At 49.9% G+C, this 15,437-nt stretch carries 17 protein-coding genes; all 17 read left to right on the forward strand.

Annotation, left to right across the window (positions count from 1 at the left end; all coding sequences use genetic code 11):
• Positions 1-187 precede the first annotated feature (187 nt).
• The 17 genes from ACFQ38_RS00230 (at position 188) to ACFQ38_RS00310 (ending at position 15,437) form a co-directional block, all read left to right on the forward strand.
• Entirely contained in the window at positions 188-583 is a 396-nt protein-coding gene (locus ACFQ38_RS00230; protein WP_381479427.1) for a hypothetical protein, read from the forward strand.
• Positions 555-1,148 (forward strand): hypothetical protein, encoded by a 594-nt coding sequence (locus ACFQ38_RS00235; RefSeq protein WP_381479429.1) that lies wholly within the window; start codon positions 555-557, stop codon positions 1,146-1,148. Before ACFQ38_RS00230 ends, ACFQ38_RS00235 begins: the two co-directional genes overlap by 29 nt.
• A 12-nt stretch (positions 1,149-1,160) precedes the next feature.
• Complete coding sequence (locus ACFQ38_RS00240; protein ID WP_381479431.1) at positions 1,161-1,883, forward strand: N-6 DNA methylase; 723 nt, start codon at positions 1,161-1,163, stop codon at positions 1,881-1,883.
• Between the two features lie 12 nt (positions 1,884-1,895).
• On the forward strand, positions 1,896-2,819 hold the full coding sequence (locus tag ACFQ38_RS00245) for a DUF6273 domain-containing protein (protein ID WP_381479432.1): 924 nt from the start codon (positions 1,896-1,898) through the stop codon (positions 2,817-2,819).
• 1 nt (position 2,820) lies between these two features.
• Positions 2,821-3,042, forward strand: coding sequence for a hypothetical protein (locus ACFQ38_RS00250; RefSeq protein WP_381479434.1), 222 nt, complete (start codon positions 2,821-2,823; stop codon positions 3,040-3,042).
• A 169-nt stretch (positions 3,043-3,211) separates the two neighbouring features.
• Positions 3,212-3,520 (forward strand): hypothetical protein, encoded by a 309-nt coding sequence (locus tag ACFQ38_RS00255; RefSeq protein WP_381479435.1) that lies wholly within the window; start codon positions 3,212-3,214, stop codon positions 3,518-3,520.
• Positions 3,517-3,693 carry a hypothetical protein gene (locus ACFQ38_RS00260; protein ID WP_381479437.1) on the forward strand — a complete coding sequence of 59 codons (177 nt, stop codon included), beginning with the start codon at positions 3,517-3,519 and terminating at the stop codon, positions 3,691-3,693. Before ACFQ38_RS00255 ends, ACFQ38_RS00260 begins: the two co-directional genes overlap by 4 nt.
• 111 nt (positions 3,694-3,804) lie before the next feature.
• Positions 3,805-4,497: an FAD-dependent thymidylate synthase gene (gene thyX / locus ACFQ38_RS00265; RefSeq protein ID WP_381479438.1), complete on the forward strand. Its 693-nt coding sequence runs from the start codon at positions 3,805-3,807 to the stop codon at positions 4,495-4,497.
• A complete protein-coding gene (locus ACFQ38_RS00270) occupies positions 4,494-5,603 on the forward strand; it encodes a nucleoside triphosphate pyrophosphohydrolase family protein (RefSeq protein WP_381479440.1) in 1,110 nt (369 codons plus the stop codon). The genes thyX and ACFQ38_RS00270 overlap by 4 nt, the downstream gene beginning before the upstream one ends.
• Before the next feature lie 25 nt (positions 5,604-5,628).
• The gene (locus tag ACFQ38_RS00275; RefSeq protein ID WP_381479442.1) at positions 5,629-8,157 is read left to right on the forward strand and encodes a VapE domain-containing protein; all 2,529 of its coding nucleotides are present in this window, start codon (positions 5,629-5,631) and stop codon (positions 8,155-8,157) included.
• A 333-nt stretch (positions 8,158-8,490) separates the two neighbouring features.
• Positions 8,491-8,805 (forward strand): VRR-NUC domain-containing protein, encoded by a 315-nt coding sequence (locus ACFQ38_RS00280; protein WP_381479444.1) that lies wholly within the window; start codon positions 8,491-8,493, stop codon positions 8,803-8,805.
• Complete coding sequence (locus ACFQ38_RS00285) at positions 8,753-10,123, forward strand: SNF2-related protein (RefSeq protein WP_381479446.1); 1,371 nt, start codon at positions 8,753-8,755, stop codon at positions 10,121-10,123. Before ACFQ38_RS00280 ends, ACFQ38_RS00285 begins: the two co-directional genes overlap by 53 nt.
• A complete protein-coding gene (locus ACFQ38_RS00290; protein WP_381479447.1) occupies positions 10,113-10,628 on the forward strand; it encodes a hypothetical protein in 516 nt (171 codons plus the stop codon). The genes ACFQ38_RS00285 and ACFQ38_RS00290 overlap by 11 nt, the downstream gene beginning before the upstream one ends.
• A 210-nt stretch (positions 10,629-10,838) precedes the next feature.
• Positions 10,839-11,699: a terminase small subunit gene (locus tag ACFQ38_RS00295; protein WP_381479449.1), complete on the forward strand. Its 861-nt coding sequence runs from the start codon at positions 10,839-10,841 to the stop codon at positions 11,697-11,699.
• Entirely contained in the window at positions 11,696-12,964 is a 1,269-nt protein-coding gene (locus ACFQ38_RS00300; protein ID WP_381479451.1) for a PBSX family phage terminase large subunit, read from the forward strand. Before ACFQ38_RS00295 ends, ACFQ38_RS00300 begins: the two co-directional genes overlap by 4 nt.
• 12 nt (positions 12,965-12,976) lie before the next feature.
• The gene (locus tag ACFQ38_RS00305) at positions 12,977-14,419 is read left to right on the forward strand and encodes a phage portal protein (protein ID WP_381479453.1); all 1,443 of its coding nucleotides are present in this window, start codon (positions 12,977-12,979) and stop codon (positions 14,417-14,419) included.
• Entirely contained in the window at positions 14,412-15,437 is a 1,026-nt protein-coding gene (locus ACFQ38_RS00310; RefSeq protein ID WP_381479455.1) for a minor capsid protein, read from the forward strand. The genes ACFQ38_RS00305 and ACFQ38_RS00310 overlap by 8 nt, the downstream gene beginning before the upstream one ends.

Here is a 15,437-nt window from a genome sequence, read left to right on the forward strand (position 1 = left end):
CTTTACTGAAAAACAGAATACGAAAGCGAAGTGTGACTATGAACTCCTTACTGGAAAAAATGCAGTTCTGGCTCTTCAGCAAAGGGGCTAATAGAGAGTTTTGCTTCTGGGATCGTTTGGGGAACTTCGTTCAAGATATGAGGGAAAAAAATCAAAATTTCAAAAGCTTAATAGAGGGGGCTTTTACGTGAAAACTGCAATGAAGGACATGCAAAAAGAAATTCAATCGGCCATCACGGATTCCAGGAAGGAATACCGCAAAGCTTTGAAAGCTGAGAACAGAAGAGAAGCCAACCGGCTTGAACATGAAATCGAACAGCTGGAGAAGCGCAAAAAGTATTACATGGCTTCATCTGAACCGGTGCAATTTGCAAACGGTTTTGTCATCAATGGAAAGCTGCTGAAGCAATTCATCAAGAAGCTTCCTGCCCTGGAACTGTCGGCTGTTTTCGTGGACGACACGCTGGAAATCCGGTACAAAGCCGGAAGGCTTACCCTGCTTAACTTGGAGCCTTTCTATACGGGAATGAAGCTGCCGAAAGGAGAGGATCTGCTTGAAGAGCTTGGAATCGCTTTTTCATAAACACTTGAAAAATTTTGTTGATCCGGAACACGAAAAAGTGGCTGTCCGGGGCTATCAGGTGGATGAGGACGGCTTCGGTCTTGCTACAAATGGAATCCAGCTTCTGAAAGTAAAAATAGCGGAAGCGGGAGAACCGAAGATCCTGACACTATCAGGGAAGCCCGTAAAGGATGCGGAGAAAGTTGACTTGCACCGGCTGATTCCTGACAGAGATCCGGTCGCTACGATAGACGTTGAATCTTGGTTGGACGCAGCCGCAGCTTTCATAGCTGTTATGAGTAAGTCGGACGCTTCTGAGAAGATACCGGTCGTGAAGCTATCCGGTGAAGAAGGGAAAATATATCTTTCCTTTAAGCTCCTGGACGGCTCCAGCGGCAGCTGGGAGATCGGGGAAGGCGAGAGCTTGGAAAGAAACCTTGACGGCAAGCGCCTTCTGCAATGCTTGAAAGTGTTTGAAGGCTACGCTGGCAAAGTGGGAGTATCGGGAAGTCTTTCCGGCTTCCGTCCGATTCTCATGAGTGCGGATGATGTTGAAGTCCTGCTTATGCCCGTTCGTAGCTATTAAGGAGGCAGAGCCGTGGATCATGTAAAGGAAATGGCCAAGCGTTTTAATTCGATGCGCTACAAGCACGGCGTTCACCAAGTATTTGAGGACTTCCTGGAGCTTATCGCCATCACGATTTCCAACAGCGTGGATCTGGTTCAATACAAAAGACGGGAAGCCCGCTATATGCAAATTATCGGCCAATACGATAAAAGCGAAGTGAATATATTCCCGGAAATGATGGCGCGTCTTATCATGGCGCTGGAACATCGACCGGATGACTACCTTGGCCGGCTCTTCATGGAATTGGAACTGTATGACAGCTGGAAAGGGCAATTCTTCACACCTATGTCCGTCTCACAGCTCATGGCTGAATTGACACTTCAGGACAGCATCCAACTGATTGAGGAAAAAGGTTTTGTGACGGTGAACGAGCCTACGGTCGGCGGCGGTGTGACAATCATAGCCCTGTTCAATGCGCTCCGGGCAAAAGGGTACAACCCGCAGCAAGTCCTCCGGGTGATAGCCCAGGACATTGACAAGAAGGCCGTTCACATGAGTTACATTCAGTTTTCGCTTTTGGGGATGAACGCAGAAGTGCTTCACGGCGACACGCTGGCCTTGACGTTCTATGAAACCTGGAAAACACCCGGCAACATATTCAGATGGGGCAGGGGCTTGGCCAAGAAGCAGAACGCCGTTGAAACGCTGAGCGATCTGCAAGAATCGGACTTACGGCAACTAACTATTTTCTGAGGGGGATTTACTATGACAACCGAAAAAATTACTCCGGCAGTGCAGAAAGCGCTGGCTGAGATTCATACGAAAATCGCTGAAATTTACGAAAAGAACTGGCAAGTTCCATTGAAGGAACAGCCGACAGAAGTGCTCATCGGCACGATGGAATCCATCATCTTTGAAATTAAATTGCGGATGGGTAATGAAAAAACGCAGGCGCTCCATGAGCTGCCTGTCGGTGCAAAGATCCGCGACAAGAACACTAAATATTATGGTGCTCCTGTCGTTTGGCTGGTCGCTGACCATGGCTACTATGGGCCAACACAGTCAATGATCCTGGCTGAACGAATCCTGGCCTTCAAAGCGTTTGACGCAAGGGAGCCAAACAATCCGGATGAAAGACGTGCCGATTGGGGCAATAACGAATACCAGGTTTCTAATATCGGGCTTTGGCTGAACAGTTATAAAGACGATTGGTTCACACCGCTGCATGAATATGACCAGGCTCCAACAGCGGAACACGTATACGGCAATCCGTATGCAGACGAAAAGGGCTTCCTGGCCAACTTCAGTGAAGAGTTCATCCAGCAGATCAATGATTCCGTCCAAGGCAAAGTGTTCCTACTGTCGGCTGGAGAAGTTGGCTTGTCGGACGATGGAAAGCCGTTGGCCATCTTCACCGATGACGATTCCCGGAAAGCTTATCCTACTCCGGAATGTACGCAAAACGACAATGAAGGGGATCCGAATGAAGCTGATTGGTGGTGGCTCAGAACCCCGCATGCCGGGCACTCGAGCAGCGCGCGTAGCGTGAACACTTCTGGGGTTATCTCCCACAGCACCGCGTACGTTGGGATCAGCGGCGTTCGTCCCGCTTTGAATCTGCCATCTGAAATCCGTGTGACAGCGGAACCGGACGAGAACGGAATCTATGACATAGTTTGGGGGTCTTGAAATGCCTGAAGAAAAACAACCTTATAAACCAATGAACAGCGCAGCCTTGAACCTTGAAATTCAAATAGGCCTGGACAATCTGAAAGCTATGCTGCCTTTAATTATAGAACAAAACGCGGTGAACGCGAAAATACTCAGTGCAAAATACAACAGCCTTCTGCATGAAGGTTTCACGGAAGCCCAGGCGCTTGAAATCCTAACGAAAAGGCCGCTTATCGAATGAGATTAATTTACGGGTTGGCCGCCGGTTACTGGCTGGGATGCTTCGCAGCATTCCTCCTGGGCCGGCATATGCCTTCAAGATTCGACATAGGTTTCCTGATGTTTTTCGCTTTTGTGAATTTCCTGTTCTGGGCTTTTGGGCGGGAACAACGTAAAGGAGTTGAAACTGAATGAGTGAGCTTCTTGCTGAAATGATTGCAAACTATAAAGATTCTGCCGGCCGTGTAGATGAAGTGCTTTATCGAGAAGTCATGAACGTGGTGCATCGGCTGGAAGAGGAAAAGCGCCGGAACCAGGTGATTGTCCTCAAAGAAAGGAAGGGTATTCCTACGGTCATCGAATGGAACGGCGACCGCTACACTTTCGATGCCGGAACCACGTTCCGGGGAGGTGTACGGCGTGGAAAACCGCAGAAAAAAGGACAGGCTTACAAGGCAGGAGAGGGTAGCCGTCCTGTTCCAAGTAGAAACAACACTTGATAACTACTGCCGCGTATGCCCGTTTAATGGGGGCAACACGCCGCATAAGAATTGCAGGAGCTGTCCTATCAGCGGACGGCTTCGGGAATACGGCAGACAGCTTGGATGGGAAGAAGATCCGAACAGACCGGAAAAGCATTTGCGCTGGACTGAAGAGGAAGATCAGTATTTGAAAAACAACTGCGGACTGAAAACCGCCGTGCAGATGACCGAAGAACTGAAGCGCAGCTATGCTTCCGTCACCAAACGAATCCGGCGGTTACGTGAGGAAGGGGAATTGCTAAATGGATAGATTGCAAGTTTTGGATAAAGGGTACGTTCGGCTTGTCGGCGTGATGGGCAGCGATTTGACAATCGTGAACAGCGCCCGTGTTTCTTACGACAAGCAGAAAGCCGAAATGGACAGCAAAGATGAACGGCTCATAAACTTCTTGATTCGGGAGGGTCACACTTCGCCTTTGCGCCATGCTTCCCTGCAATTTGAAGTGTACGCGCCGCTCATGGTAGCTCGTCAATGGTGGAAATACGTTGTGGGCAGCGACCACACAATGGACGCCTGGAACGAATCCAGCCGCCGATACATTTCCGAAGATGAACAGTTTTACATTCCGGCACCTACCGAATGGAGAAGCAAACCGGAGAACAGCAAACAGGGCAGCGGTGAAACTCTTAAAACTGCAATAGGAAACAAGTTCACAAAAGCGCTCATGCAGTATGTAGAAGAAGGCGAACAATTGTATAACTTTGCATTGCTGAACGATATTGCGCCGGAACAAGCCCGTCTGTTCCTACCGGCGTATGGTATGTACGTCCGTTGGTATTGGACGGCTTCATTGCAAAGCGTTCTTCATTTCCTGGATCAGCGTCTTGGCCATGATGCCCAGGCAGAGATTCAAGACTATGCGATTGCGGTTGACGCTTACACGAAAGCGCATTTCCCTGCCGTTCACAAGGCTTGGCAGGAGCACCGAAAATGACGTTCTGGCCGGAGCAGAAACGGGCGCAGATGAAAGAGCTGAAGCAAGCGCGTTTCAATATCCTGCAATACATCAACTACCTGGATCGGTTCCGGTGTGACGTGTGTTCCGGTCGGGTCCAGGAGGGCGTTTATGCTGATAAGACAAAATGCGATTGTGAAGCTGCAAGGCGGATCCGGGAACTTGGCCAAGTGTTGATTGGCAACAAACAAAAAATCATAGAAAAATTCAGGGAGTTGAGGAAAATGACCGTGTTAGAAACTTTGACCGAAGAGAATCTGACAAGGGAAACGTATTTGGATATGAAAGCCCTGGGCCTAACAGACAGGCAGATTAAGGAGCAGCTGGGCTGGCATGGCGTGAAGTTTAATCAGTGGAAACACAAAGAGGGTCTGATTGGCCAACGCCTGGCACCGGCTCCAGAACCGGAAGAAACGAAAAAAGAAACCTACACCGATACGGTACTTAATGAAGAAACAGTGAACGCTGCCGAAGTAGTTCCCGCAGCTCCGCCGGAGCCGGTTGAAGGGGTCCACCATTTCAAAGCCGGAACGGCCGAACCTGTCTCAACTATCAAGGCAGCCATTCTGGACGATATCGGCCGGCGCATAGATCAGCAGACGGAAAAGGGCGTGAATAAGTATTCCCACACGCTGGACGATTGTCCGCCGAATAAATATGACTGGCAGACGATGATAATTGAAGAGTTGGTCGATGCCCTGCAATATCAGCAGAAAGAGATTCGCAGATTGAAAGACGTGAAAGAAATGTCACTCCTGGAATACCAGGAACTCAGCAAACGGACAATGCCTGGCCCGGCGACGTCGCCTGAAGAGTTCAAGCTGAACGTGTCGAACTACGCCATGGGGCTTGCCGGGGAAGCCGGTGAAGTGGTGGATTTATTGAAGAAGCATCTTCACCATGGCCATGAAATCGACAAGGCCGCACTCATTGGCGAAATAGGAGACGTGCTGCACTATGCGTCCGGTCTTTGCTCCATGCTGGGGATTGATTTTGAAGAGGTAGGAAGAAGCAATATTAAAAAGCTGGAAAAACGATATCCGAATGGCTTTTGCGAAGCTGACAGCATAAACAGATCGGAGTGATTGCCCGGCAAAGGAGAGGTTCCACATGATGCAGAAAGCGGAAAACATACAAAAATTTAATATCCAACATGACGGCTCATTCGTGATATCCACGGCAAACAGCCGGCACTCCATGTCATGGAAGAACTCGGAGATCCTTTGGTCCGATTTTGTGAAAAAGCTGTCGCAGACTACCCGGACGCCTGAAACCTACGCGGACTATCAGAAGATGACCAAGAAGGAACAGGGCAAGGTAAAGGACGTGGGCGGTTTTGTCGGCGGATCCCTGAAGGGTGGACGCCGGAAAGCGGAAGCTGTCGGATGGCGCCAAGTCGTCACGCTGGATGCAGACTTTGTAAAAGGCGATTTCTGGCCACTTGTGGAAATGCTGTTTGACAGTGCGTGTGTAGCTTATTCCACGCATTCGCACAGACCGGACCGGCAGAAGGTCCGCCTGGTCATCCCGCTGTCGCGGACCGTCACACCGGAGGAATACGTGGCCGTTGCCAAACGTCTTGCGGCAGATATCGGCATCGACATGTTTGACGACACCACGTATGAGCCGCACCGGTTAATGTATTGGCCGTCCACGGCGTCGGATGCCGAATACCTTTTCAAACTCCAGGATGCCGAATGGCTGGACCCGGACACGGTCCTTTCCCGCTACCAGGACTGGCGCGATCCGCTGGAGTGGCCGGAATCCTCCAGGCAGAAGCAAGTACAGAAGCGCCTGGCCGACAGGCAGGGGGATCCGCATGAGAAAGCCGGAATGGTCGGCGCGTTCTGCCGTTCTTATTCGATTGAAGAAGCCATCGAAACGTTTCTGAATGATGTATACACCCAGCACTCAGAAGGCCGCTACACCTACAACGAGGGAAGCACGGCCGGAGGTTTGGTTCTGTACGATGACGGCAAGTTTGCTTATTCCCATCACGGAACGGATCCAGTAAGCGGCATGTTGGTCAATGCGTTCGATCTGGTCCGGCTGCACAAGTACAACGTGCTGGACGATGACGCGAAGGAAGGAACGCCGATTTCCCGGATGCCGTCAACTTTGGCCATGAACAAGCTGGCGAAGAGTGACGGCCGGGTCAAGCAGACGCTTGTGAGCGAGCGCCTGGCTGATGCGGAGTTCGACTTTGCCGATGAAGAAGCTCCTTCTATTAATAGTAATGGAGTTTCGGAAGGAGAAACAGCCACGACGGACGACCGCTGGATGAAGAAGCTTGCTATCACGAACAGCGGCGACTTCGAAGATTCCCGGACGAACTTGCTGCTGATTTTGGAGAATGATCCGAACCTGAAAGGCAGATTCGCCCTCAATGAGTTCGCCCAAAGGGCATTGATAAAAGGGGATCTTCCTTGGCGCAAATGCGAAGGCCCGGCAGACTTCTTCAACGACTTCGACGAAGCCGGTTTGCGGAACTACCTGGAACGTGTCTATGGAATATCGTCCGTGTTGAAAACGCAGGATGCCTTGGCCCAGGTGTTCCATGCTCATAAGTATCACCCGGTCCGCGATTATCTAAACAGCCTGGAATGGGATGGACGTGAGCGCCTGGACACGCTGCTGATTGACACGCTTGGCGCCGAAGATACGGAACTGAACCGGGTCGTCACGCGCAAGACGTTCGCCGCAGCTGTCGCCCGGATCATGACACCTGGCTGCAAGATGGACTACATGCTGACATTAGTCGGCGCCCAGGGTCTTGGGAAATCTTCCTTGTTCGGCCGCTTGGGGTCCGATTGGTTTTCCGATTCATTGACAAGCGTCACCGGCAAGGAAGCGTATGAACAGCTGCAAGGCGCCTGGATTGTTGAAATGGGGGAACTGTCTGCAACGAGAAAAGCGGACGTGGAATCCATCAAGCATTTCCTCACCAAACGGGTGGACAGGTTCCGGGTCGCGTATGGCCGGCACGTCACCGATTTCCCCCGACAATGTATTTTTGTCGGTACGACCAACGACGTGGAATTTCTACGGGATGCAACCGGCAACCGCCGCTTTTGGGTCATGCCGGTGGGCAAGCAGGAGATCCGCAGGCCGTGGCATTCCCTCACGCAAGACGAAGTGAATCAGATATGGGCTGAAGCCGTCGAACGTTTCAAGGACGGTGAACTCCTTTATCTTCCGGAGAACCTGGAAGAAGAGATGTGGGAGATCCAAAAAGGGCACTCCGAAGAAAGCCCGCTGTTCGGGCCAATCCAGGAGCACCTGGAGCGCCTGGTTCCGACGAACTTCAACAGCATGGACATGCAGGAGCGCCGTTCCTTCTTTGATGACGCTTTTGATTTGACGGACGACGGGGAAACACTTGTGAAACGTGACCGGGTATGCGCCCTTGAAATATGGATTGAATTGCTTCATGGGCGCCCCGAAAAGTTCCCGATGCTGGAACGCCGGGAGATCAATTCCATATTAAGACGTATGCCTGGGTGGAAGCAGCATGACGGAAGCAAGTCCGGACTTCTTCGGTTCGGCCCGGAAATCGGCACGCAAAGGGCGTATGTGAGAGAGGAAATTCCGGAGGAAACAGCCGGAAAAGAGGAACAGTTATTCGACTTTTTGGCGTAAAGAGCGTTAACAAAGTTTGTTTACACCGTGAATAGTTTGTTTACATTGTTAACACCTGAAGTGTGGAGCGTAAACAATGTTAACAAAGTTTTTCAGTTTGTTTACACCTATTGTTAACGCCTTTAAGCCAATAGCACCAACGGTTAAGGGGCTACCGTTAACAATGTAAACAATATTTTCTATTAAAGTAGTATAAGTAAGAAATAAGAAAACATATACGCATATACACGTGTATATATTCTTAAAATCCTTATATACGTATGTATCATAGGAAATCGCTTAACATTGTTTACATTGTTTACGCCCTTGTTTTTCGGAACGGGAGGGATAGAAATGTTGGAAAGCTATCTGGAAAAGAAATTTGCGGAAGCGATTAAGAAAACAGGGTCGCTGCCATTGAAGTTTACAAGCCCGGGGATGGCTGGGGTGCCGGATCGGATCGTCTTGATTCCGGGGGGCAAGGTAGTATTCGCTGAACTGAAAAAGCCCGGGGAGAAATTACGGCCGCTTCAGCTGAAAAGGAAAAAGGATCTTGAAGCTTTGGGCTTCCAGGTGGAAGTAGTGGATTCCATCGACCGGATCAAGGAGGTTTGTCATGAAATTCATACCGCACAATTATCAGGCGTATGCCATCAACGAAGTGATTGAGAAACCGGAGATCGGTCTTTTCCTGGACATGGGCCTGGGCAAGACGGTGACGACATTGACGGCCATCACGGAACTGCTGCATAACCGTTTCGAGGTGCATAAGGTTTTGGTGATTGCACCTAAACGGGTGGCTGAAGATACCTGGAGCCGTGAAACAGAAAAGTGGGAGCACACCAAGTATTTGAGAGTGGCCAAAGTGTTAGGCCCGCAGAAAGACCGGAAGGCAGCCCTTGAAAAGAAAGCTGATCTGTACGTTATCAACCGGGAGAACGTGGACTGGCTTGTCCAGCATTACGGAAAGGATTGGCCGTTTGACATGGTGGTGATTGACGAGCTATCCAGTTTCAAGTCACCGTCCGCAAAACGTTTCAAGCAGTTGCGGAAAGTCCGTCCGTTTATCAAAAGGATTGTAGGACTGACCGGAACGCCTGCACCCAACAGCCTGATAGATTTATGGCCGCAAGTATATCTACTTGACCGGGGCGAACGGCTTGGAACGACAATCACCGGCTACCGCAATCAGTATTTCAACCCGGGGCGCCGGGATCCGTCGAAGTTCATCGTCTACACCTGGGAGCCGAAAGACGGGGCCGAAGAAGCGATTCATGAGCGCATAGGTGACATTTGCATATCCATGAAGGCGAAAGACTACTTGCAGCTACCGGAACGGATTGACAATGTGATAAGCGTCCAGCTAAGCCCGAAAGAGCGCGAACTGTATAAGCGACTGGAGCGCGACAAGCTGCTTGAATTTGACGGGCAGGACGTCGTGGCCAACAATGCTGCCGGTCTGATCGGGAAGCTTCTTCAGTTGTCGAATGGTGAAATCTATGACGATACAGGCGAAACGGTACATATCCACGACCGGAAGCTGGACGCGCTTGAAGAAGTCATCGAGGAAAGCCAAGGACAGCCGATTCTGCTTTTTTACAGCTACAAGCATGACCGGGATCGGATCCTGGAGCGCTTCAAATTTGCCGAAGAGTTGAACCAGGACGATTCCATTTCCCGCTGGAACAAAGGTGAAATCCCTTTGCTTATCGCCCATCCGGCTTCAGCCGGCCATGGCCTGAACCTTCAGGACGGTGGGCATATCATCGTTTGGTTTGGGCTGACCTGGAGCTTGGAACTGTATCAGCAGGCCAACGCAAGACTGGACCGGCAAGGGCAGAAAAACAGTGTCATCGTCCATCACCTTCTTGTCGAAGATTCGGCGGACGAACAGGTTCTGAAAGTGCTGCAAGGAAAAGAACAAGGCCAAGACGCGTTGCTGGAAGCCGTCAAGGCAAGATTGGAGGAAATCGGGAATGGAAGCTAACTTACAAGAAATCGTCGAGCTGGTGAAGCAATCCGTCCGGGAAGAGGATCAGAAGAACAGACGGGTGGAAGCGAAAAAGGAAAAAGACAAGCGACTACGCAACACGAAGCTTCTTTTGCGAAACTATCACTCTTTCCGGCAATATGCGGAAGAGCATGAGGGGGAAGATTTCACGGAAGAGACGCCGATCCGCGAATTAATCTTGAATAGCCAAGATATCGTGGCGTCCATCCGGATGACTACGAAACGGACAATTATCATGATCCGTCACCTGGACAATGCCCTGAAAGCTTTGCAGTTTATCTGTCTCCAGGAAGAGAAAGAGGACAAGCCGACAAGTAGGCACTATGATATTCTGCATAAACGCTTCATAGAGCAGAGGGCAATTGAGGAAATCGCAAAGGAATATTTGGTGAATGAAAGAACCGTCTACAAGCTGATAGATTCAGCGTCTGAGCGCCTTTCACTATTGCTATTCGGGGTATATGGTTTAAAAGTGGAGTAGGGCAATTAGCCGGCATTATACAGGGCAATCATAAGGTGATAATCTGATAGTGTGGAATAAATGTCCTTCTTGCAGACTTTATTGGTTGGTTAGCCATTCTTTGTTCCACAGAATACATTCCCCCTCTTTTAGCCCGTGCCTTAATTGGTGCGGGCTTTTTGATGTGTGGAATTGATGCAATTAGCATAAGTGAGGTGGTGGTGGTGTGAAGTGGCAAACTGGGAAAAAATCCGCGAAGAGTGGGAAAGCAGCGAGATAACGTTTAAAGATTTAGCGGAAAAGCACGGCTTGAAGGATTCCACAATCCGAAGCCGGAAGAACCGCGAAAAGTGGTCCCGTGGAGAAGAGGGACGCAACGCAACGAAAACCGCAACGCAACGCAAGCGTGTTGCAACGAAAAAGGAGCCGGTTGTGAAGTCGGAAGATCTGACTGATAAGCAACGGCTTTTTTGTATTTATTACATTAAATATTTTAACGCGACTAAGGCGTATCAACGTGCTTATGGTTGTGCTTATTCTACAGCTATGAGCAATGGCCACAGTCTACTGAGAAAAGCTGAGATTTCTTCTGAAATTGACCGCTTGAAAGCTGAACAGGCTGGAGAGTTGAAACTTGACGTTCAGGCCGTGCTTCAGAAGTACATTGATATTGCTTTTGCTGACATTACCGATTTCGTAGAGTTTGGGCAAAAAACAGAGAAACGGAAAGTGTTGGTTGGTTTCGATGATGAGGACAACCCGATCCATGAGGACAAGGAAGTGAAATTCAACTATGTTGATTTCAAAGACTTTGACCAGGTGGATGGAACAATCCTCACTGAAGTCCGGATGGGCAAGGACGGTTTAGCAGTGAAGCTGGCCGACAAGATGAAAGCCCTGGAGTTCCTATCCAAGTTTACGGAGATCCTTCCTGAAGCTCAGAAGCGAAAGCTTGAAGAAGAGAAGCTGAAGATGGAGATCAGCCAATTACGTGGCGATACGGACGGGGACGCCCATGAACAGGGCAGCAGCTATGAAGAAGCGTTGAATGCCCAGGTGGAGGACGTGTTCGCGGATGAGGTGGAAGAATGAGAAAGCGTAAGAAGAATACCACTTTCAAATTCCGCCCGTTCAGTCTGAAGCAGAAGAAGCTTCTCATGTGGTGGACGGATAAGAGCCCGAAGAAAGACTATGACATGATTATCTGTCATGGATCCATCCGTTCCGGCAAGACCGTGGCCATGATTGATTCATTCGTTACATGGTCCCTGGCCAAACATAAGGACCAGAACTTCATCATTGCCGGGAAGTCGATGGGAGCGCTGAAGCGTAACGTGCTTGAACCTATGTTTCAGATCCTGACGGCAAAAGGCATTGACTATTACTATCATCGTTCCGGTGATCCCTATGTATCTATCGGATCGAATACGTACTACCTGTTCGGGGCGAACAATGAAGCGAGCCAAGACACGCTGCAAGGGTTGACCGCAGCTGGAGCGTACCTGGATGAAGTTGCTTTGTTCCCTCAGTCTTTCGTGGACCAGGCTATTGGCCGTTGTTCTGCTGAGACGGGAAGCAACCAGGCGAAGATATTCCTGAACTGTAACCCAGCTGGACCGCACCATTGGTTCAAACAGGAGTACATTGACAAAGCGAAAGAAAAGAAAATCTACGTTCTTCACTTCACGATGGATGACAACCTTTCCCTGTCTGATCGTGTGAAAGACAGATTCCGCCGTATGTTCTCCGGTGTGTTCTTTCAGCGGTATATCCTGGGCTTATGGGTCATGGCTGAAGGCATCGTGTATGACATGTTCAATAAAGACAAGCATGTTGTCCCAACGATTGACCGGGGCTACACCCGTTATTTTGTTTCCATCGACTATGGAACACAGAACCCGACAACGTTCGGGCTATGGGGCTTGTTTGAAGGAACCTGGTACAAGGTGAAGGAGTATCACTTTGAAGGCAGGCAAGGGAAGCAGAAAACGGACGTTGAATACAGCCAAGATTTACGGAAGTTCCTGGGCCCGCTCAGAGCAACTATCATTGTGGATCCATCCGCAGCTTCTTTCATTGCACAGCTGAAGAAGGATGGTTTTCACGTAAGGCAGGCGATCAATGACGTGTTGGACGGAATCCGCAACGTGGCCACAGCTTTGTCTGAGGGCTTAATCAAATACAACGATTGCTGCAAGGAAACCTTCAAGGAGTTTTCTTCCTACGTATGGGACGCCAAAGCAGCTGACAAAGGCGAGGACAAACCGGTCAAAGAGAATGACCACCATATGGATGGGGACCGCTATTTTGTGAATACGGTTCTGTTCAACAAAGGTGGAATTTCCGTACTGAAGTAGAGGTGATTATGAATGCTGATAGAGGACCTGTTCCGGGCGCCCTGGCATGAAAGGATGGTGAGTGTCATAACAGACATGGTTGAAAATGTGATTACGGATGAGGAAATGCTTGCACAGGAAGTCCAGGAATGGCTGAAAAGCGAGCGCCGGCAGAATATGATTACCGGTGGCCTGTATTACCTGAACAAGACGGCTATCCTGGAGAAGGAGCAGCCGCTTGACTGGAAAGCCAATCAGCAGCTGTCCCACGGCTTTGCGAAAAAGCTTGTAGACCAAAAGATAGGCTACTTGCTATCCAAAGAGCCGACATTCGGCACAGAAAATGAAGCCTACCGGGAAATCATGATAGACACGTTTGACCGTGGGCTATTGAAGAAGATTAAGAACGTTGGGAAGGAAGCTATCAACAAAGGAATCGCTTATCTGCACCCGTACTTTAACGAGCGCGGCGATTTATCTTTCACCAAGTTTCCATCCGAACAGATCCTGCCTTTTTGGGGCGATAACGAACACATGGAAGTGACGGCGTTCCTCCGCGTCTATGACCAGGATATCTACATGAACCGCAAGAAAGAGACGCAGACGAAAGTAGAATACTATCATTCCGGTGGTGTGACGTATTACGTTCTTGAAGCCGGGAAGCTGAAGCTGGACGTTCCGGCAGGCGCAGATCAAAACTATCATTTCCTGATAAACGGTGAGCCGTATGTTTGGGAACGGATCCCGCTGATTCACTTCAAGTATAACGAGGAAGAACAGCCCCTCATTGACAGTATCAAGTCGCTTGTCGATAACTACAATCTACAAGCGTCCACGAATGCCGATTTGCTGGCAGACATTCCGAAGTTCATTTACAAGATTGTGAACTATGGAGGGGCAGACCTGGCAGAGTTCATTTCCGATCTGCAGAAGTACCGGGCCGTCAAGACGGACACCGGCGGGGACGTGGACAAGCTCCAGGCAGACATTGAAACAGAAGCCGTTGAAAAGGAGCTGGCCCGTACACGCAGAGCCATCTATGAGTTTGGCCGGGGTGTCGATACGAAAGACGAGGACCTGGGCAATGCGTCCGGCAAGGCAATGGAACACCGATACGCAGACCTTGACCTGGATTGTAACGTTCTTGAAACGGAAATGCAGTCCAGCATTGAGCATATGCTTTGGTTCATCAATCATCATCTTCTCATGACGGGCCAAGGCGATTTCACTGAAGAGACGGTGAACATCATCTTCAACCGGGATATCATCATCAACGAAACCGAAGCAATTGAGAATTGCAGCAAGTCCGTTGGAATCCTGGATGACCGGACGATCCGTGAAAACCATCCATGGTACACGGAAGAAGTTGAAGAACGCCTGGAGAACCAGGAAGCGGAAATTCAGAAGGAGATTGAAAGGGAATACGAAAAAGCGTTTCCTCCTAAAGATCCGGAAGAAGTGAAGGCCGATGAGTAAGGACTACTGGAAAGACCGGGCCGCTCAACGGGAACAGGAAGCCCAGCTTATAGCAAGCAAGTTCCTGGCCCGTATGGATGAACGGCTCCGGGAAGCACAGCAGGACGTTCTCCGGCAGATTGAAGCTTTCTATCAACGCTATGCCATTGAGAACCAGGTGACGATTGCAGAAGCCCGGAAGTATCTGACGGCAAAAGAGCTGAAAGATTTCAAGAATATTGATTTGAAACGATTCCGGGAACTGTCCCTTTCGGGCAATCCGGAGTATGACAGGATCCTGAACGCGACAAGCTACCGGGTCCGCATATCACGCCTGGAAGCTTTGAACCTGACCATTGAAATGCGGATGGCTGAACTGTATGGGGGCGCCAATGGATTGCAACGCTACACCTATACCGGGCTGTCCGAAGTCTATCAGGATTCCTACTACCGATCCATGTTCGACTTGGCCAAGCAAGGCATAGTGACCGGGACTGTCACCGCATTGACGGATAAGACGTTGGAGGAAGTCCTGACGTATAACTGGAGTGGCAAAGAGTTCTCCAAACGTATATGGGGCCACCAGGAAGCAACACGCCTGGCCATCCGCAAGGAACTGGAACGCAGTTTTGCTTCCGGTCGTTCCGCACAAAAAACAATCAAGGCAATCATGGGCGTGACGGACGTTACCCGTTCCCGGGTTGAAGCGCTTGTCCGTACTGAATCAAATTTCTTTCACGGCGCAGCTGCTCAACGCAGTTACGTTGACGCAGGGATTGACCGCTATGAAATCCTGGCCACGCTTGACCGGCGAACTTCCGACATATGCAGAGCACAGGACGGTGAAGTGTATGCAGAGAAGGACTACAAGCCTGGCGTGAATGCGCCACCGTTTCACGTCCGCTGTCGCTCCACTACCATCCCTTATTTCGATGAATCGGAGTACATGGTTGGGGAGAAAAGGCAATCGGCAAACGGATTGATTGATTCCATGACTTATGAAGAATGGCATGAAAAGTATGTAAAACAGGGGGATTGA

The organism is Sporosarcina contaminans (assembly GCF_042679045.1).
GTDB lineage: Bacteria > Bacillota > Bacilli > Bacillales_A > Planococcaceae > Sporosarcina > Sporosarcina contaminans.